The organism is Myxococcus sp. AM011, from assembly GCF_013372595.1.
In the GTDB taxonomy this organism is placed as follows: Bacteria; Myxococcota; Myxococcia; order Myxococcales; family Myxococcaceae; genus Myxococcus; species Myxococcus eversor.
Window position 1 is genome coordinate 1 of sequence record NZ_JABXEM010000066.1, and the last position, 17,327, is coordinate 17,327.

The window sequence follows — 17,327 nt, forward strand, 5'->3', positions numbered from 1 at the left end:
CCCTCGGCCCCCACCACCAGGGCCAGAGGCCCGTCCAGTCGGGCGCTCCACATGGGCTCGGTCGCGTCCACGTCCGCCGCCGCCACCCAGAGCCCCGCCTCCTTCAGCTGCTCCAGCGCGCGGGAGATGTTCACCACGCGGGCGATGAGGCAGTGCTCCACCGCTCCCGCGGACGCCTTCGCCACCGTTCCCGTGACTTGCACGGCGCGGTCCTTGGCGATGACGACTCCATGCGCGCCCAGCGCGTTGGCCGAGCGGATGATGGCGCCCAGGTTGTGCGGGTCCTGGATGCCGTCGAGCACCACCACCAGGGGAGGCCTCTTGCTGGCCTCGGCCGCGTCGATGATGTCCTCCAGCTCCGAGTACTTGAAGCCCCGCAGCTCGAGCACCACGCCCTGGTGGACGCCGCCGTCGGCCATGGCGGCGAGGCGCTCGCGCGACACCTTCTCCACGCGGACTCCAGCGTCCCGGGCGCGGCTGAGCAGCTCGCCCGCCGCCTTGGCGGCCAGTTGCCCCTCCACGATGAACAGCCGCTCCACTTCTTCCGGCTTGGCCCTGAGGGCCTCGAGGACCGGATTGACGCCATAGACGTGACGCGCCGCGGAGTCCCCGCCATCGCGCTCGCCTCGACCACCCTTGGGGGGACGCTCACGCATGGGAACTAGAGGACCTCGACGGGAACGGAGAACGTCTTCTGCTGGCGGGCGCAGATCTTCTCCGTGCAGATGAAGAAGACGAGCTTCGCGTCCACCGTGCCCTTGCCCGCGGCCGTGGCGGAGAACGGAACCTCGAAGCGGGGGTCCACGAACTCCTGGCCCGCGGCCTTCTTCGCGACGGAGTCCTCGCGCCCCAGCTTCTCCTTCGAGACGGCGACCTGGGTGCCCTTCACCTCGAGCTTCAGCGGGGCCTCTTCGGAGACATGCGCGCCGGGCTTCGTCTTCACCGAGAGCACGAACATGCCCTTCTCACCCGTCTTGACCTGGGTGGAGGAGCCATCCGTGGACACGTCATAGAGGCTGGCGGGGTCCACTTCATCGGCGGACGCCGGGGCCGACCAGACGCAGGCCACCAGCAAGGCGGCGACGGAGGTGAGGCTTCGGATGTGCGACATGGCGGGTCTCCTGAGAGCGGGTGCTGCCTATCATGCCTGCGACGTCGGTCACCCGCTTTCTCTTCACGCGCCCCCTGCTCCGCTCGTGGGCGTGCGACTCGACTTCTTCCTGCGCGGCGCAGGGGAGGAAGGCAGGCCCGGCGCGGGAATACCTCGGGGCGGCAGGAGGTCTGGCATGGACACCGGCTCCGCGCCCGCGACCAGTTCCTCGGCGCGGATGATGATGGGCGTGGCCAGGTCCATGCCAGTGACAGCCTCCATCTCCGGCAACGCGGGGGAGCTGTTCACCTCGAAGACCTTCAACTGCCCCTGGATGTCCAGCAGGTCCACGGCCGCCACTTCCAGCCCCACCAGTCGCGTGGCCTTCTCAGCCGTGGCGCGCTGACCAGGGGACAGCTCCATCGCCTCCAGCCGAGCCCCCTTGATGAGCGTGTGGGCGAGCCGACCGGGACGAGGCCTGCGGCGCACCGCGGCCACCGCCTTGCCCCCGACGACGAGCACGCGCACGTCCTGGCTCGTGCTCTTCACGTACTCCTGCATCACCAGGTTGTGGCCCAGGCCGAGCACCGCCTCGAGCGCGGCCTCCAGGGACTGGAGGCTCTCGCAGACCATCACTCCGTGGTTCTCCTGCCCCTGAAGCAGCTTCACCAGCACGGGCACCCCGCCCACCAGCCCCACCATCTCCTTCAAGTGGGCGGCATCCCGCGCCATCACCGTGGCGGGAATGTCGATGCCGTGTGCGGACAGCAACTGCAGCGAGCGCATCTTGCTGCGCGACTGGGCGATGGCCTGGGCGTGGTTGACGAGTGGCACCCCGCCCAGCGCGAACTGGTTCACCACCGCGAGCCCATACATGTTGATGGACTGGGCGATGCGCGGCAGGACGACGTCCGTGGGCGCCAGCTTCTTGCGGTCGTAGTAGAGGGTGGCGCTGCCCCCGTCCAGATGCATCTGCACCCGGAGCGGGTTGAGCACGCGCATCTTGTGCCCCCGCGCGCGGCCCGCCTCGACAAGACGCCGAGTGGAGGGAATGGAAGCGGACCGCGAGAGGAGGGTGACTTTCATGGGCAGGGGACGACGACCGGGCCGGAGGCGAGGGGACCTATAATCCCCGCACCCTCCCGGGTAAAGCCGCCCCCGGCCGCCTGCCTAGCGTTGACGGATGGCGCGAATCTCGATGCTGATGGGCGCTTCCGGACGGGAGTTCTTGATGCGCTCGCACGCCGCGCCGTTGAAGAGCACGCCGTCGTCCGTCAGGGCCCAGGTCCCATCACCCGCCAGGGTGCGCTCACCCTCGATGTAGACGACGACCAGCTTCGGGTCCGAGGGACGCTGCGGGCCCTTCAGCGGAATCAGGCAAGGCTCCGGGTTGATGACTTCCTTGCTGATGCGCTCCAGCGCCTCGGCCAGCTCCGTCTGGTTGCCCGCCTGGTAGAAGGCACGACCGCACAGGCCCGTCGCCGCGATGCACGTGTCGTTGGCACCACAGGCCGTCGCGTCATCCGCGCAGGAGCGGGCGAAACCACCCGCCGCCGCCATGGACTGGAGCACCACCGGGCCATCACCAGACGCCGTCTCGGCGCCGAAGCCGATGACGATGGTCGTGATTTCCTGGGCCTTCAGCGCCTGCACGGCCTGCACGGAGGCGTTGGTGTCGAGGCAGCCACGACGTTCAAAGGCCGCGCCGCTCGTGCCGCAGGCGCTATTGCCAGCGACGGTGCACTTGCAGAGCGCGGGCTGCTCAACGCCGGAGTACTCATTCTCAGCGTTGCAGTTGGGAAGACCGTCCGTCAGGAGGATGACGAAGTTCTTGCGGTCCTTGACCTGCAAGGCGGGTATCTGCCCGATGAAGTTCAGGCTTCCACTGGTCGGTGTTCCACCGAAGGGCCTGCCGGTGCCGCTGTTGGGGATGCCCTGGATGATGTCGTTGATGGAGTTGGCGTGCGCCAGCAGCGAGGCATCGTCCTCGACGATCGGCAAGTCCTTGCGGACCGAGTTCGAGGAGGCACTGGTGCAGGACTCGATGCTCGAGGAGGTCTCCGTGGCCTGGGGATAGGTCGTGAGCGCGAAGCGGACATAGGGACCGCTGTTCGCGAGGAACTGGGGCACGGCCGCCTGCAGCTCCGACCACCGCGTGGGGCACGTCGCCGTGGGGCACGGGTTGGTGTTGCCACACAGCGTCAGCGGGCCAGTGCCGCGATCCGGCACCTGGCAGGACGGCCGCGTCGTATCCACCGGGAGCGTCATCGAACCGGAGACGTCCACCAACATCATGATGTTGGGCTTGCTCGACAGCGCGGTGATGGTCTCCTCGACCGTCGTCTGCGCGATGGCGAGCGGCTCCACCGGCTCGAAGTCGTAGGACTGACAACCCGCGGCGACGACACCCGAGAGGGCGCCGAAGACGAGAGCGCTCAGGAGGGGCAACTTGGCGCGCATAGGTGATGAATTCCTTCTGCTTCTCATGGGGGGACGCGGAGCTCCGCGCGGCCGGGCTCTTCAGGGGACGGCTTGGGGGAAGAGTAACGCGTGACTCCCCTCGGAGGCTACAGCCTCAAAAGACAGGGTGCATCAGGTTCAACCCATACTGCGAGGTTACAGCAGGAGCCGATGGGCCCCGCTCGGCAGGCACACACCCGGTGTGGCGTGGACGACATTGGCGCCTGCCTGGCTCCTCCACCGGGCGGATCACCTAGAGCGTCAGCGTGCGCGCCCCTTGCGTCAGCCGCCACAGCGAGGCGAGGCCCATCACCTCGTCCAGGGGGCCCTGGAGTGACTCGGGATCGAAGCCGCACAGGCGCACCGTCGTGTCGCAGGCGATCAGCTTCGCGCCCAGCGCCCTCGCCTCCTCCAGCATCCTCAGCGGAGGAGTCACGCCCAGGGATTCCCCTCGCGCGTGCTCTTCACGCTCCCGCTCGCTTTCGGGCTGACCGAAAGTTCCACCCACCCAGGAGCGGAGCGCGTCGAAGGCGAAGACGAAGTAGACCTCGTCGCCCATCGCCACGGCGGTGATGCCCATGGAGCTCGCCTGAAAAGCCGGCTCGTACGTGGCGTGCTGCAGAAAGAAGAAGACGCGTCCGGCCATCAACGCGGCACCATAGCGGGGTTCGAGTCGGAGCGGGCAACCGGCGTATAACCCAGGACGTTCCCCTGCTCGAGGCGCCCCCATGACAACACCGACCTCGCCGCCACCTCGCCATCCCTACGCTCCCCTCCCCTCACGGGGCCGGCAGTGGTGGCATCTCCTGCTCGGAGCGGGACTGCTCGCGAGCTCAGGGAGCACCGCGCTCGCGTACTCGCACGGCTCGGGCGAATCACCCTCGTCCACCCCTTCCGCTCCCGCCCCGGTCCCACCGGTTGACCTGCGGGAGCAGGTACTGACGTTGCTGGATGCCTCCCAGGGGCCGCTTCGAGAGGAGCAGTGGCGGCGGCTCGGGCCACAGGCGGTTCCCGTCCTTCGCTCGCTCGTGGTGGACGGCGCGGTTCCCGCGTCGCGTCGCGAGCGGGCCATGGCGTCACTGGCTCTCCTCGACCCCCAAGGCGCGCCTGCCATCCAGGGAGTCCTGGAGGATCCGCGCGCTCCCGCTGACGTCCGCGCCAGCGCCGCGGGAGCCCTGGCTCGCTGCCTGGGCACCGAGGCCATCCGTCCCCTCGCGGCGCGACTGGTGGACCGTGAGGACCCCGTCCGGGAGGCCGTGGCCCTGGCGCTCGGGCGACTGGGCGGACAGCAGGCCCGTCAGGCACTCGAGGAACGCATCCCCCTGGAGGAACGCCCCCTCGTGCGCGAAGCACTCCAGCGAGGACTCAGCCTCGCGGAGCCCTGAGCGCTCTCGACGTGACTCGGGGCTCGCGTCGGCCCTGGCCTTCCGTTAGATGGGGACCATGCGCCCCACGGTCCTCCTGTTCGATATCGATGGCACCCTCGTCACCACCGGCGGCGCGGGACGCCGGGCCATGGACCGCGCCTTCGAACAGCTTCACGGTCGCCGCGATGCCTGCGACTCGTTCCATATGTCCGGCATGACGGACCGGGGCATCGTCCGCACCGCCCTGCGCATCATCGGCGTCGAGGACACCGAGGCCGCCATCGATGCCGGCATCGCCGCCTACCTCGCCTACCTCGCGGACGAAATCCAGAAGGTCGAAGACGCGCGCTACCGCGTGTTTCCCGGCATGCGCGAGGCCGTCCTCGCCGCGCGCGGTCGTCGTGGTTTCGCAGTGGGCCTGGGCACCGGCAACGTCCGCGACGGCGCGCGCCTGAAGCTGGAACGCGTGGGCATCCATGACCAGTTCGCCTTCGGCGGCTTCGGCTGCGACCATGAGAACCGCGTGGAGCTGATCCGCCGAGGCGCCGAGGCCGGCGCGGCGACGCTCGGCGTCCCTCGCGAGCAGTGCCGGGTGGTCATCATCGGGGATACTCCCAAGGACGTCGACGCGGCCCTCGGCATCGGCGCGGAGTGCATCGGCGTGGGCACGGGGACCTTCACCGCCGAGGCCCTCTTGCAGGCCGGCGCCCATGCGGCCTTCCCGGACTTCTCGCACCGCGAAGCCCTTCCGACGCTGCTCGGCGGAAGCTGACCCTTCCGCCCGCGCTCGGAGCCGAGCCCGGGCTGTGGTATCTCCCGCCGCCCTTCCGAGGAGCCCCGCGCATGTCATCCACGCTCGAGTCCTATGAGCTCATCCGCTTCGCCGAGGCCTTCGAGGGTCGGATCGCGACCGCGGGAGAGATGCTCGCCGGCCGTCCCGGCCTGGAGGCCGAGAAGAGCTGGCTGACCACCGCCCTGGAGCTGGTGCGCACCACCCGCGCTCCCTCCGCTGGCGTGGTCGACCGCGTCAAGGACCTGCCCGAGCTGGACGAGGCCCGGGAGGAATACGCCTTCCATCAACAGGGCCTCTGGGTCGATTCCCTGGAGAAGCTGCACGCGGGCATCACCTTCACCGCCAGCAGCCGCGCGCCTGTCATCGAGGCGCTCTTCCCCCACCTCAAGTTCGCCCAGCTCCGACGTGCGCCTCGAGAAGTCGTCTTCGAGTACGCCACGTCCTACGAGCGGCGCACCCGCAGCTCCTACGTGTCGCGCATCTTCGCTCGCGAGGACTTCGCGCTCGTCCGTCCCGTGATGGACCAGGTCGCCGCCGCGCATGCCGCGTGGCGCGCCAGTCATGAGCCCGCGCCACTCTCGCTCGAACAGGAGGCCGTGCTCCGCGAGGAGCTGGTGAACCTGGGTCGCAAGCTCGAGGTGGCGCTGCGACAGGCGCGACTGCTCTCCGAGGCCGCGCTCGTCCCCGTCCCCAGCGTCCATGAAGCCGCGGCGCTCGGACTCAAGCCCAAGCGCAAGGCAGGTCGTGGGCTGGCGCCTTCCGATGACGGACTGAGCGCGCTCGACCTCGAGCCCTCGGACTCCATGGAGCCCACCGAGGCCGAACTGGCGGAGGTCGCCGCCCTCGGTTCGTCCTCCGATGACGAGGTGCCAACCCGTCCGCCGCACGCGTCGAACAGGGGTGCTCTTCTCGATGGGGAGGCGGTCGACGCTCGCGTGGCGCATGGCAAGGAATCGGCAACGGCCGGACCTCACGATGGCGGCACTGACGCTGCTGGCTCCGAGGAACTGGCAACGAGCGAGCCAGAGACGTCGGTGGATGACGCCGAACCCGGCCAGGGTGGCGCTCGCGGACGCAAGCATGAGGCGCACGTCAACGCGCCCGTGGGCAAGGACACCTCCGATTCTCAGGGCGAAGCGGCTCCGTCCCCTCAAGAGTTCGAGGAGCCGCATAGCCGCGAGGATGAGCGCGGCAACGTGACGGCGGAACCTCGCGAATCGGCGCCTCGTGGACGCAAGCGTGAGCCGGGAGAGGCTTCCTCCTCCGGCGATGGCAGCACGAACTCGGCGGAGGCCTCACGTCCCGGCTCGGGTCGCGGACGCAATCGCGTCGCGGAGGCGGCCTCGACGTCGGGCGAAGCGTCCGGCCCTTCAGAAGTGGATCGAGGACGCCGTGCTCGCGATGAGGACTCGCCTCCAACCACCAGCGACACCTCCAACGCGGCAGAGGGGTCACGCGCACAACCGCCTCGCGGACGTACTCGCGACGCTGGCTCACCTCCTAGCGCTGGTGATGCTTCCAACGAGACAGAGGGCTTACGCGCACAACCGCCTCGCGGACGCGCTCGCGACGCGGGCTCGCCTCGGACCGCCGCCGATACCTCCAACGCGGCAGAGGGTCCGCGCGCGCAGCCTGCTCGCGGACGCACTCGCGACGCTGGCTCGCCTCCAACCGGCAGCGATTCCTCCAATGGGGCGGAGCGCTCACGCGCGCAACCTGCTCGCGGACGCGCTCGCGATTCCGGCGCTCCCCCTTCGTCGGATGACTCGGCCGCTCCGGCCCCCTCGCGTGCCCAGGCTCCCGCCGTCCGCAAGAAGAAGGGCGTGACGTCTACGCCTGGCGCGGCGGGAACCGAGACCCCCTGAGCGAGCTTCGGCTCGCGCGTTAGAGGAACCCGGACATGGCGGACGCAGCCCTTCCCATCGACCCGCTCCTTCCGGACATCGTCACCACCTTGCGCGGTGCTCGTTCGCTCGTGCTCGAGGCACCTCCCGGCGCGGGCAAGACGACGCGCGTGCCTCGCGCATTGCTGGAAGCGGGGCTCGGTGGAGGCAAGGAGATCGTCGTCCTCCAGCCGCGACGCCTCCCCACCCGACTCGCCGCCCAGCGTGTGTCCGAGGAGATCGGCGAGCGCGTGGGCGACACCGTCGGCTACCAGGTCCGCTTCGAGGACGTGCGCAGCGCCAAGACACGCCTGTCCTTCGTCACCGAGGGCGTGCTCGGACGCCGCCTGCTGTCCGACCCCACCCTTCGCGACGTGGGCATCGTCGTGCTCGACGAGTTCCACGAGCGCCACCTGTCCGCCGACATCTCCCTCGCGCTGCTTCGCCGACTGCAAGAGGCTCGTCGCCCCGACCTCAAGCTCGTCGTCATGTCCGCGACCCTGGAGGCCGAACCCGTTCGTGCGTACCTCGGAGGTTGTCCCTCCCTGCGCTCCCAGGGCCGGCGCTTCGACGTCAGCGTGGAGTACCTCCCCGCTCCGGATGACCGACACCTGGACCTGCAGGTCCTCTCCGCCATCAAGCGCCTGTTCACCAACGGAGTGGATGGCGACGTGCTCGTCTTCCTCCCTGGCGCCGGGGAGATTCGCCGCACTCGCGACGCCTGCGCGGAGTTCGCCGAGCGCCACGACACCGACGTCCTCCCTCTCCACGGCGACCTCTCTCCCGCGGAACAGGACCGCGCCGTTCGCAAGAGCCCGCGCCGGAAGATCATCCTCTCCACCAACGTGGCGGAGACGTCCGTCACCATCGACGGCGTCTCCGTGGTCATCGACACGGGACTGGCTCGCGTCGCCAGCCACTCACCCTGGTCCGGCCTGCCCACCCTCAAGCTGTCCAAGGTGAGCCGCGCCTCCGCCATCCAGCGCGCCGGACGCGCGGGCCGCACCCGCGCCGGCCACTGCATCCGCCTCTATACCCAGCATGACTTCGACGGCCGCCCCGAGCAGGAGGCCCCCGAAATCCGCCGCATGGACCTGGCGGAGACCGTGCTCTCCCTGCGCGCCTTCGGCGTCGTCGACCTCGGCGCCTTCCCGTTCTTCGAGCCTCCTCCCGCGGCCTCGCTCGACGCGGCGGAGACCCTGCTTCGTCGACTCGGCGCCGTCGACGCGAAGGGCCTCGTCACCGACGTGGGCCAACGCCTGCTGCGCTTCCCCGTCCACCCCCGCCAGGCCCGCGTCATCGTCGAAGGCGAGCGCCGGGGCGTCGGCGCCGAGGCCGCCACGCTCGCGGCCCTCATGGGCGAGCGGGACATCCGCCGCGAGGCTCGCGCCAACCTGGGCGGAGGTGGACGCGCCGCCGCGGTCGTCAGTGGCCCCTCGGACCTGCTCGAACTGCTGGAGCGCTTCCGAGAAGCCGAGCGCGCGGGATTCGCCTCCGGCCGGCTGCACTCACTCTCTCTCGAACAAGGTGCGGTGCAGTCCGTGGACCGCGTGCAGAAGCAGCTTCGTCGCGCCGTGCGTGGCCAAGGAGAAAAGCCCCACCGCGCGGAGGACATCGAGCAGGCCCTCATGCTCAGCGTCCTCGCGGGCTACCCGGACCGCGTCGCGCGCAGGCGTCGGCCTCGCGCTCCCGAGCTGCTGCTCTTCGGCGGCGGCACCGCGTCCCTCTCCGAGCTGAGCGTCGTACAGGACGCGGACCTCATGGTGGCCGTGGACGCCGAGGAGCGCCCGGGCAAGGGCGCCGTGGTGCGACTGGCCAGCGCCGTGGAACCCGAGTGGCTGCTGGACCTCTACCCGGACACCCTCGAAGAGGTGGACACCCTCCAGTGGAACGCCGAGGCCCGCCGCGTGGAGCGCCTCACCCGCCTCTCCTACGGCAATCTCATGCTCGAGGAGACCCGCGCCCCCGCGCCCGCGTCGGAAGCCACGGCACGGGTGCTCGTCGAAGCGGCGCTCGCCGCGGGCCCCGGTCGCTTCGCCGACCCCGAAGCCCTGCAACAGTGGCGCACGCGCGTGGCCCTGCTCGCCCAGGCCTTCCCGGAGGCGAAGTTCCCCACCGTGGATGACACGTTCCTGCGCGACGCGCTCGCATCCCTCTGCTCGGACGCGCGCAGCTTCAAGGACCTGGAAGGCGTGTCCCTCATCGACGCGCTCTACGCGCGACTCAACTCCGAGCAACAGCGGCTGCTCGCCACCCACGCCCCCGAGCGCGTCACGCTTCCCGGTGGCCGCGGCGTCAAGGTGAACTACGAGCCGGGCAAGCCGCCCTGGGTGGAGTCACGCCTGCAAGACTTCTTCGGGTTGGCCCAGGGGCCCAGCGTGTGCGCGGGCCGCGTGCCGCTCGTGCTGCACCTGCTCGCGCCCAACATGCGCGCCGTTCAGGTGACGACCGACCTGGCGGGTTTCTGGGAGCGGCACTACCCGGCGCTGCGCAAGGAGCTGGGCCGCAAGTACCCGCGCCACTCCTGGCCGGAGGACCCGAGGCACGCGCAGCCGCCCGCGCCCCGTCCTCCGCGCCGCTGACTAGAAGCGCTTGCGCATCTCGAGGTGGTCGATGCCACCCTCGAGGAACACGGTGCCCATCTCGGTGTAGCCGTGCTTCTTGTAGAACTCCAGGGCGTAGAGCTGCGCGTGCAGCATGATGCCCTGGACGCCGCGTCGCCGGGCTTCCTCCTCCAGCGACGTCAGCAGCAGCGAGCCCACGCGCGCCTTGCGGTGCGCCTGCAGTACCGCCATGCGCCCTACTTGGCCCCACAGGCCCTGCTCAGCCGAGGGAGGCTGAGGCAGCATCACCAGCCGCCCCGTGCCGATGGCGTGGCCTCCCTGGTTGGCGATGATGTGGTAGGCGTGCGCGTCTTCTGCATCCCGCTCGATGCCCTCGGGGACGTGCTGCTCCTCGATGAACACCACCTCGCGGATGGCGAGCGCCTGAAAGAGCTCCGCCTCACTCTTGATCTGAGTGATGGAGACGGGCGCGGAAGTATCCGTGGGACTGGCCATGTCGAGGGCAAGGTACACAAAAGGACGCGAGGTCAACAGGCGGAAACGCACCCGGCCATGTCAAGGTCCAAACCGTCCATGAGCCCCCGCCCTGTCGCCAGCCGTCTGCCGCTGGCGGGCTTCTACTTCCTCTACTTCGCCACGGTGGGCATCGTCCTCCCGTTCCTGCCCGCCTGGTACAAGTCGCTCTCCCTCTCGGCGACACAGGTGGGACTCCTGCTGTGCCTGAGCCCCTGCGTCTCGCTGCTCGTCCCGCCGCTGTGGGGGCACCTCGCCGACCGCACCGGCCGTACGTCCCGTGTCCTCACCGTGCTGGCGCTCGGCGCGGCGCTCGCCTTCGGGCTGGTGGCCAGCGCTCGCACCTTCGAGACGCTCGTGCCCGCCATGGCGCTGTACGCGTGCTTCGCGTCCGCCTTCACGCCGCTCATGGACACCCTCACCCTCCACCACGTCGCGCGCACCGGCGACAGCTTCTCGCACCTGCGCCTCTTCGGCTCGCTGGGCTTCATCGCCTCGTCCGTCCTCTTCGGACTGCTCGCCACGGACGTGGACCGGACCGTGGTGCTGGCTCCGCTCGCGCTGCTCGCCTTGCTGGTGCCCTGGAGCCTCACATTGCGCGACACCGCGGCCGCGAGCCGGGGACTGAGCCCCTTCGCGGGACTCCGGCTCCTGCGGCACAAGGACTTGCGCTGGCTGCTCGCCGCCACCTGTCTGCACTGGATGGCGTGCGCGCCGTTCCATGGGACGTTCTCCATCCACGTCATGGCCCTGGGCCTGTCCCCCGCCGTGGTGGGAACGGTGGCGGGCCTGGGCGTACTCGCGGAAGTCGCGGTGATGGCGCTCTACCCCCGCGTGGCGGGAGGGCTCGCGCCGCGCAATGTCCTGGCCTTCGCCTTCGCCATGAGCGCGCTGCGCTGGGGAGGCATGGCCCTGGTGTCGTCTCCCACGGGAATGCTGCTGCTCGCGCCCCTGCATGGCCTCACGTTCGGCGCCTTCTACGTGGGCAGCGTGGCGTTCCTCTCGCGGCGCGTGCCCCCGGAGATGCGGGCTTCCGGCCAGGCCTTGTTCGCCGCGTTCACCTTCGGACTGGGCGGACTGGTGGGGTACCTGTCGGCGGGAGCCGGGTACGACTGGCTCGGGGGACACCGGCTCTTCGCCGTGGCGGGGGTGCTGGAGCTGGTGGCCGCCGGCCTCGTCCTGCGGGCCGCCATCGCCCCCTCGGAGCCCGCGCCAGGCCCCCTCTCCGCGGGGGCCTCGGGGTGATAGGCTGGCGGCCTCATGCGTATCGCCCGACTGCTCGCACTTGCCCTGGGCCTGCTCGCCGGCCCCGCCATCGCTCAGCCGGAGTTCTTCTTCGGCACCGGTGAAGCCCCCACCTTCCGCGAGGAGGCCCTGGACAAGCGCTTCACCCGCACGCGCCTGTACCAGGCCCTCAACCAGGGCACCGCGGATGCGAACTGCGCACAGCTGGTCGGCGCGTTCCTCACGATGCTGGGCGAGGTGGGCACCCAGTTCCACAAGCGCGACGAGAACTTCATGCTGGACCCAGCGCTGGTGCAGGCGCTGAGCACGCAGCTGATGACGGACCGGTTCCCGGGCAACAGCTTCTTCGTGGCCATGGTGCGCCGGGTGCTCATCGACAAGAAGCTGAGCGCCGACTGGCTCCAGACCGCCGAGTCACTCGTCCCCTTCTATCCCGCCATCGACATGGCGCGGATGCGCTTCCTCGCCGACGGAGTGAAGCCCGTGGACAGCTTCCTGCTCACCCTGCCCGTGCTGCGCGAGCGCTACGCGGAGGAGGTCCAGCGCGTCAACTCGGTGGCCATGTCCACCGCCGAGGCGCTGTTCCGCGACAACTACCTGGACCACGAGCTGGCGTTCAGCGGCATGGAGCTGGTGGACGTCAAGCTGGAGAAGCCCAAGAAGAAGAAGCTCAAGAAGGGCGAGGAGCCAGAGCCGGAGCGCATGGTGGCTCGACTCGTCTGGGTGGAGCCCGAGCCGCCCGCGCAGGTCACCTACGAGTTCCAGTTCGGCAAGCCGCGCAAGCGCGAGCGCGTGGACATCACCGCCATCCTCCAGGACAAGCAGTACGTCGACCTCAACAAGCTGCTCAAGGGCAACCGCGTGCTCGTGCGCGGGCGCTTCTGGGAATACAAGAAGGGCATTTCGGCGATCGAGATTCGCGACGCGCTCCTCTTCCAGGAGCGGGACTGGGCGCGCGTAGGGACCCTCGTCGAGCCGATGGCCCTGGCCTCGTGCCCCCTGGCCGTCAACGACTTGTCCGGCATCGCCCCCGTCCAGCCCGGCGCCTTCGGCAGCAAGGGGCGCTGAGCCGTCCCGCGTCGGAGCCTCGCCTCCGAGCGTCGGGACGGTGACGTCCTCCTTCGACACGCGCCTCCACGGTGTCGAAGCCCTGGCATGACGACTGCTTCGTCCCTCGCGCCCATGCCTGCGAGGGATGACATGAAGGTCGACACCGAGGCCCGTACCGAAAGCAGCGCTCCGACGCGGCAACACCCCGACGGAGAGCGGTTCCAGCGAGCCCTCCAGGAAGCCACGTCGAAGAGGCCCGCGCCCCCCACGCCCAGCACCGCCACGCGTGACATCCGGCCCGTGCGGCCCGCAACGCTTCGCCCCCTACCCGCCGCGGTGGGGCCCGGCACCGCACGGACCACGTCGACCCTCCTCGCGACCTCCCGAGGCGCGCTGTCCACGCCCGAGCGACTCACGGTGACGCGACAGGCGATGCATGCCGAGTCCTTCCGACTGGGAAGCGTGCGCGGTGAAGCCCAGACGGCGAGCCAGGAGCGCACCGAGCACCGCCTCACGGACCTCCTCTCGCGGGAGCTTTCTCGGGAGCCTCGCGCGCCCGCCCCTCCGAGCAGCCCCTTCGGCACGGAGCCATCCGCCGCGCCACAGGAGCCCCTTCGGACGCCCAAGGCCGTGGAGGGAATCGGCGCGGAGGGGCGGAGCCCGGCGACTGGAGGCGCGGCGAGGAGCGAGGCCGCGCCGACGTCCCGCGTCGACTCCACGATGGAGGTCATCGAGCGCATCGAGGTCTTCGTGAAGTCGCAGCGTCCGGCGCTGAGCCTCAGTGTCCGGGGGACACTCGACGCCACCGTGGAGGTAGAGCGGACGGGCCCTCGTGAGGTGAGGCTCCACATCCAGGGACACCACGGACCGGTGCCTACCGAACAGGTCATCCGGCTGCGGGATGCCCTGGAGGCACGCGGGCTGAAGCTCCACTCACTGCGCACTGGATGAGCGGGCACGAAACGGCGAAGGCCCTCTCGCCAGCAGCGGGCGGGAGGGCCTCCATGAGACGCACGGGCGCGACAGGCGCCAGCGGGCTACTTGCCGGGCTTCGTGTCCAGCATGGCGCGCTTGCCGTCCTTCTCCTTGTACTCCTCGGCCTCGCCCAGCGGCGACTTCTTCTCCGCGATGTTCGGCCACTTGGTGGAGAAGTCCGCGTTCAGCGTCTTGTACTCGGACCACTTCGAGGGGAGCTCGCTCTCCGGGAAGATGGCCTTGGTGGGGCACACGGGCTCGCAGGCGCCACAGTCGATGCACTCGTCGGGGTGGATGACCAGGAAGTTCGCACCCTCGTAGAAACAATTGACCGGGCAGACCTCGACACAGTCAGTGTACTTGCACTTGATGCAAGGGTCCGCGACGACGTAGGCCATGAAAACTCTCCTCTAGATTTCTTCAGCGCGTCCGTGGGCGCGCAGACTAATGGTTCGTTCCAGGGATGGCACCCTGAATTTGTGGCAGCTGTCCGACGCGTGTCGCTGTCAGCCGAGCAACCCCTGGGCCCGCAGCTGTTCCGCCACGAGGATGGACCCGCGCGCGGCCCCCATCTTGGTGTTGTGGGAGACGAGCACGTACTTGAAGCCGTTCTCCAGCACACCATCCTCGCGCACCCGGCCGACCGTGGTGGCCATGCCCCCATGGGTCTCCCTGTCCAGCCGCGGCTGAGGACGGAAGGGGTCGTCCATCACCTCAATCCACCGGACGGGCGAGGACGGCAAATCCCTGGCCACCTCGGCGCCGCGCCACTCGCGCATCGCCTGGGTGACTTCCGCCACCGTGGCCTTGGTGCCGAGCGAGACGAAGACGGACTCGGTATGCCCCTCCAGCACCGCCACGCGGGTGCAGGTGCAGGACACCCGGACGTCGTGGGGGGTGAGGGCCGCGCCGCCCGCGTTCAGGGCCCCGAGGATCTTCTTCGTCTCCACCTCGACCTTGTGCTCCTCCTTGGGGATGTAGGGGATGACGTTGTCGAGGATGTCCATGCCGATGACGCCCGGAGAGCGTCCGGCGCCGGACATGGCCTGGAGGCTGGTCATCAGCACGGCCTTCACCCCGAAGCGCTCTGCGAGCGGGGCCAGCGTGACGGCCAGGCCCGTCGTGGTGCAGTTGGGGCTGGGGACGATGAAGCCCTTCCAGCCCCGCTTGCGCTGCTGCTCGCGCACGAGCGGCGCGTGAGCGGCGTTGACGGGGGGGATGAGCAGGGGGACGTCGTCGTCGTAGCGGAAGGCGCTGGCGGCGGAGAAGACGGGGATGTCCTTCGCCAGCCGGGGCTCCAGCTCACGCGCCACGTCCGCCTCCACGGCGGAGAAGACGAGGTCGTAGTCCTTGGACTGCAGCGCGTCGCCGCTGACGACCTGCATGCGGGCGACCTCGGGCGACAGCGGCTCGGAGACGAACCACGCCGTCATGCCATTGGCCGTGCGCAGGGCGTCCCCGTAGGATTTGCCCGCCGAACGAGGCGACGCGGCGAGGCCGGTCAGCTCGATGAACGGGTGGTTCCTGAGGGCCGCGATGAATTGCTGACCCGCGAGTCCGGTGGCGCCAACGAGGGCGGCACGAAGCTTGGCCATGGGGACGGTTCTCCGAGGGAGGAAGTCCGCCGCTCCATACACCCTTTGACGACGCACCGCATCCACCGAACCTCAGCGGGGCAGCGCCACCTGGGCACGGCCACGGCGCTCGGTGGGGTAGCCCCCTCGGATCCAAGCGGAGAGTCCCCCGTCGAGGCACACCGCCTCCCGCCCGTGCATGCGCAAGAGCCGGCAGACCCGGCTGACATCGGACCCGTCGTGCGTGCCACCACACAGGACGATGAGCTCGTCATCGGGGAGCATGCGGTGATCCCTGGCCACCTCCGAGGGGGACATTCTCAAGGCGCCGGGGATGTGCAGGTCATGGTGCTCCCATTCAGTGGGGGCGCGACAGTCGATGACGAGGATCTCATCATCGCCCAGGCGCAGGTACAGCTCGGTACACAGGATGCTCGACTCCACGAGGACCTCCGCGGGGGCTCTCGGGGCTCAACCAGGGACACCGCGGGCCTCTTCCATCCCGCCTGGTCGCCTGCTCCTCCCCCGCGGACCGCGGCCCTACAGCCCGAGTTGCTTGGCGATGATCTCGTTCATCACCTCGCTGGCCCCGCCTCCGATGGGGCCCAGGCGGGCGTCGCGCCAATGACGCTGGATGTCGTACTCCATCATGTAGCCGGCGCCCCCGTGGAGCTGGAGGCACTCGTCGGCGACGCGGCATGCCGTCTCGGTGGCCACCTTCTTCGCCATGGAGGTCTGCGCGACGGCCCACTCGCCCGCCGCGTGCAGCCGCAGCGCGTGGTAGGTGAGCTGGCGGGCACACTCGCGGGCGGTGAACAGGTCCGCCAGTTTGTGGCGCACCACCTGGAGCTGGCTGAGCGACTGGCCAAAGGCGCGGCGCGACTTCACGTGCTCGACGACGCGCTCCAGCATGTCCTCCATGGCGCCCAACGCGCCCAGCGCGAGCGAGAGCCGCTCCCACTGGAAGTTGCCCATGATCTGCGAGAAGCCCTGGTTCTCCACCCCCAGCAGGTTCTCCACGGGGATGAGGCAGTCCTCCATGAACAGCTCGGCGGTGTCCGAGGCCCGCCACCCCAGCTTCTTCAGCTTGCGGCTCACCGTGAAGCCAGGCGTGTCCTTCTCCACCACCAGCATGGACAGGCCCTTGTGCCCCGCCGAGGGGTCCGTCTTCACCGCCATGACGACGAAGTCCGCGCGCACGCCGTTGGTGATGTACGTCTTGGAGCCATTCACGACGTAGTGCGCGCCATCGCGCCGGGCCGTGGTGCGCAGGCCCGCGACGTCCGAGCCGGCGTCCGGCTCCGTGATTCCCAGCGCGCCAATCTTCTCGCCCCGAATCGCCGGGGCCAGCCAGCGGCGCTTCTGCTCCTCCGTGCCGAACAGGTGGAGCGGGCCGGTGGCGATGGTGAACTGCGCTCCCAGGCCCGCCGACACGCCGCCCGAGCCACACCGCCCCAGTTCCTCCAACAGCACCGCCTCGTAGTGGCAACCAGCGTCCGTGCCCCCGTACTCGACGGGGTACTTCAAGCCCAGGAAGCCCAGCTCCCCGAAGCGCGCGAAGAGCTCCCGGGGGAACTCCTCCGCCTCCTCCCAACCCGCGACGTGGGGGAGGATCTCCTTCTCCACCACCGCCCTGACGGTGCGGCGAAAGGCCTCGTGCTCTTCCTCGTACACCCCATGCCCATGCAGCATCTGAAACCCCTCGGCCCGTTCGTGCGCGCGCAGCCCACCCACGGGCTCGCTTTTTGACGCGAATCGTACCGGTACACCTCGCCCACCGCTTCCGTTGAATCCTTGACCGGGCGGTGGCGGG

Annotated in this window: 17 protein-coding genes; 7 read left to right on the forward strand and 10 right to left on the reverse strand. The window is 69.6% G+C overall.

Annotation, left to right across the window (positions count from 1 at the left end):
• From rlmB to HUW62_RS15990, 5 genes are all read right to left on the reverse strand, one after another.
• The coding region (gene rlmB, locus HUW62_RS15970) for a 23S rRNA (guanosine(2251)-2'-O)-methyltransferase RlmB (protein ID WP_176434957.1) at nucleotides 1–656 on the reverse strand (656 nt) is incomplete at its 3' end.
• Nucleotides 657–661: 5 nt separating this feature from the next.
• Nucleotides 662–1,111, reverse strand: a complete 450-nt coding sequence (locus HUW62_RS15975) for a hypothetical protein (protein ID WP_176434958.1) — start codon at nucleotides 1,109–1,111, stop codon at nucleotides 662–664.
• A 63-nt stretch (nucleotides 1,112–1,174) separates the two neighbouring features.
• Nucleotides 1,175–2,176, reverse strand: coding sequence for a RimK family alpha-L-glutamate ligase (locus tag HUW62_RS15980; RefSeq protein ID WP_163865523.1), 1,002 nt, complete (start codon nucleotides 2,174–2,176; stop codon nucleotides 1,175–1,177).
• 84 nt (nucleotides 2,177–2,260) lie between these two features.
• A complete protein-coding gene (gene cglB / locus HUW62_RS15985; protein WP_163865524.1) occupies nucleotides 2,261–3,550 on the reverse strand; it encodes an adventurous gliding motility lipoprotein CglB in 1,290 nt (429 codons plus the stop codon).
• A 253-nt stretch (nucleotides 3,551–3,803) separates the two neighbouring features.
• Nucleotides 3,804–4,196 carry a hypothetical protein gene (locus tag HUW62_RS15990; protein ID WP_176434959.1) on the reverse strand — a complete coding sequence of 131 codons (393 nt, stop codon included), beginning with the start codon at nucleotides 4,194–4,196 and terminating at the stop codon, nucleotides 3,804–3,806.
• Nucleotides 4,197–4,278: 82 nt separating this feature from the next.
• On the opposite strand from HUW62_RS15990, the gene HUW62_RS15995 reads away from it, so the two are divergent.
• From HUW62_RS15995 to hrpB, 4 genes are all read left to right on the forward strand, one after another.
• Nucleotides 4,279–4,935: a HEAT repeat domain-containing protein gene (locus HUW62_RS15995; RefSeq protein ID WP_163865526.1), complete on the forward strand. Its 657-nt coding sequence runs from the start codon at nucleotides 4,279–4,281 to the stop codon at nucleotides 4,933–4,935.
• 49 nt (nucleotides 4,936–4,984) lie between these two features.
• Nucleotides 4,985–5,689 carry an HAD family hydrolase gene (locus HUW62_RS16000; RefSeq protein WP_163865527.1) on the forward strand — a complete coding sequence of 235 codons (705 nt, stop codon included), beginning with the start codon at nucleotides 4,985–4,987 and terminating at the stop codon, nucleotides 5,687–5,689.
• Nucleotides 5,690–5,760: 71 nt separating this feature from the next.
• Nucleotides 5,761–7,575, forward strand: coding sequence for a hypothetical protein (locus HUW62_RS16005; RefSeq protein WP_176434960.1), 1,815 nt, complete (start codon nucleotides 5,761–5,763; stop codon nucleotides 7,573–7,575).
• 35 nt (nucleotides 7,576–7,610) lie between these two features.
• Nucleotides 7,611–10,175, forward strand: a complete 2,565-nt coding sequence (hrpB, locus tag HUW62_RS16010; protein WP_176434961.1) for an ATP-dependent helicase HrpB — start codon at nucleotides 7,611–7,613, stop codon at nucleotides 10,173–10,175.
• Here the strand turns inward: hrpB and HUW62_RS16015 are convergent, their stop codons facing one another.
• A complete protein-coding gene (locus HUW62_RS16015; RefSeq protein ID WP_163865530.1) occupies nucleotides 10,176–10,652 on the reverse strand; it encodes a GNAT family N-acetyltransferase in 477 nt (158 codons plus the stop codon).
• 78 nt (nucleotides 10,653–10,730) lie between these two features.
• Here HUW62_RS16015 and HUW62_RS16020 point away from each other — a divergent pair, with 78 nt between their 5' ends.
• From HUW62_RS16020 to HUW62_RS16030, 3 genes are all read left to right on the forward strand, one after another.
• Nucleotides 10,731–11,915 (forward strand): MFS transporter, encoded by a 1,185-nt coding sequence (locus tag HUW62_RS16020; RefSeq protein WP_176434962.1) that lies wholly within the window; start codon nucleotides 10,731–10,733, stop codon nucleotides 11,913–11,915.
• Nucleotides 11,916–11,930: 15 nt separating this feature from the next.
• Nucleotides 11,931–12,983, forward strand: a complete 1,053-nt coding sequence (locus tag HUW62_RS16025) for a hypothetical protein (protein WP_163865532.1) — start codon at nucleotides 11,931–11,933, stop codon at nucleotides 12,981–12,983.
• Nucleotides 12,984–13,115: 132 nt separating this feature from the next.
• A complete protein-coding gene (locus tag HUW62_RS16030) occupies nucleotides 13,116–13,916 on the forward strand; it encodes a hypothetical protein (protein WP_176434963.1) in 801 nt (266 codons plus the stop codon).
• Nucleotides 13,917–14,002: 86 nt separating this feature from the next.
• On the opposite strand, the gene fdxA is transcribed toward HUW62_RS16030, so the two are convergent.
• The 4 genes from fdxA to HUW62_RS16050 all read right to left on the reverse strand — a co-directional run bounded on the left by fdxA (nucleotide 14,003) and on the right by HUW62_RS16050 (nucleotide 17,206).
• Nucleotides 14,003–14,338, reverse strand: coding sequence for a ferredoxin FdxA (fdxA, locus tag HUW62_RS16035; protein ID WP_163865534.1), 336 nt, complete (start codon nucleotides 14,336–14,338; stop codon nucleotides 14,003–14,005).
• A 108-nt stretch (nucleotides 14,339–14,446) separates the two neighbouring features.
• The gene (gene asd, locus HUW62_RS16040) at nucleotides 14,447–15,535 is read right to left on the reverse strand and encodes an aspartate-semialdehyde dehydrogenase (RefSeq protein WP_176434964.1); all 1,089 of its coding nucleotides are present in this window, start codon (nucleotides 15,533–15,535) and stop codon (nucleotides 14,447–14,449) included.
• Nucleotides 15,536–15,607: 72 nt separating this feature from the next.
• Entirely contained in the window at nucleotides 15,608–15,958 is a 351-nt protein-coding gene (locus HUW62_RS16045) for a rhodanese-like domain-containing protein (protein WP_163865536.1), read from the reverse strand.
• Between the two features lie 96 nt (nucleotides 15,959–16,054).
• Nucleotides 16,055–17,206, reverse strand: a complete 1,152-nt coding sequence (locus HUW62_RS16050) for an acyl-CoA dehydrogenase family protein (protein ID WP_163865537.1) — start codon at nucleotides 17,204–17,206, stop codon at nucleotides 16,055–16,057.
• Nucleotides 17,207–17,327: the final 121 nt, after the last annotated feature.

Excerpts from the sequence above, each read along its gene's own strand:
- HUW62_RS15975 (WP_176434958.1), bottom strand. The coding sequence starts at position 1,111 with ATGTCGCACATCCGAAGCCTCACCTCCGTCGCCGCCTTGCTGGTGGCC.
- HUW62_RS15980 (WP_163865523.1), bottom strand. The coding sequence starts at position 2,176 with ATGAAAGTCACCCTCCTCTCGCGGTCCGCTTCCATTCCCTCCACTCGG.
- cglB (WP_163865524.1), bottom strand. The coding sequence starts at position 3,550 with ATGCGCGCCAAGTTGCCCCTCCTGAGCGCTCTCGTCTTCGGCGCCCTC.
- HUW62_RS15990 (WP_176434959.1), bottom strand. The coding sequence starts at position 4,196 with ATGGCCGGACGCGTCTTCTTCTTTCTGCAGCACGCCACGTACGAGCCG.
- HUW62_RS15995 (WP_163865526.1), top strand. The coding sequence starts at position 4,279 with ATGACAACACCGACCTCGCCGCCACCTCGCCATCCCTACGCTCCCCTC.
- HUW62_RS16000 (WP_163865527.1), top strand. The coding sequence starts at position 4,985 with ATGGGGACCATGCGCCCCACGGTCCTCCTGTTCGATATCGATGGCACC.
- HUW62_RS16005 (WP_176434960.1), top strand. The coding sequence starts at position 5,761 with ATGTCATCCACGCTCGAGTCCTATGAGCTCATCCGCTTCGCCGAGGCC.
- hrpB (WP_176434961.1), top strand. The coding sequence starts at position 7,611 with ATGGCGGACGCAGCCCTTCCCATCGACCCGCTCCTTCCGGACATCGTC.
- HUW62_RS16015 (WP_163865530.1), bottom strand. The coding sequence starts at position 10,652 with ATGGCCAGTCCCACGGATACTTCCGCGCCCGTCTCCATCACTCAGATC.
- HUW62_RS16020 (WP_176434962.1), top strand. The coding sequence starts at position 10,731 with ATGAGCCCCCGCCCTGTCGCCAGCCGTCTGCCGCTGGCGGGCTTCTAC.
- HUW62_RS16025 (WP_163865532.1), top strand. The coding sequence starts at position 11,931 with ATGCGTATCGCCCGACTGCTCGCACTTGCCCTGGGCCTGCTCGCCGGC.
- HUW62_RS16030 (WP_176434963.1), top strand. The coding sequence starts at position 13,116 with ATGAAGGTCGACACCGAGGCCCGTACCGAAAGCAGCGCTCCGACGCGG.
- fdxA (WP_163865534.1), bottom strand. The coding sequence starts at position 14,338 with ATGGCCTACGTCGTCGCGGACCCTTGCATCAAGTGCAAGTACACTGAC.
- asd (WP_176434964.1), bottom strand. The coding sequence starts at position 15,535 with ATGGCCAAGCTTCGTGCCGCCCTCGTTGGCGCCACCGGACTCGCGGGT.
- HUW62_RS16050 (WP_163865537.1), bottom strand. The coding sequence starts at position 17,206 with ATGCTGCATGGGCATGGGGTGTACGAGGAAGAGCACGAGGCCTTTCGC.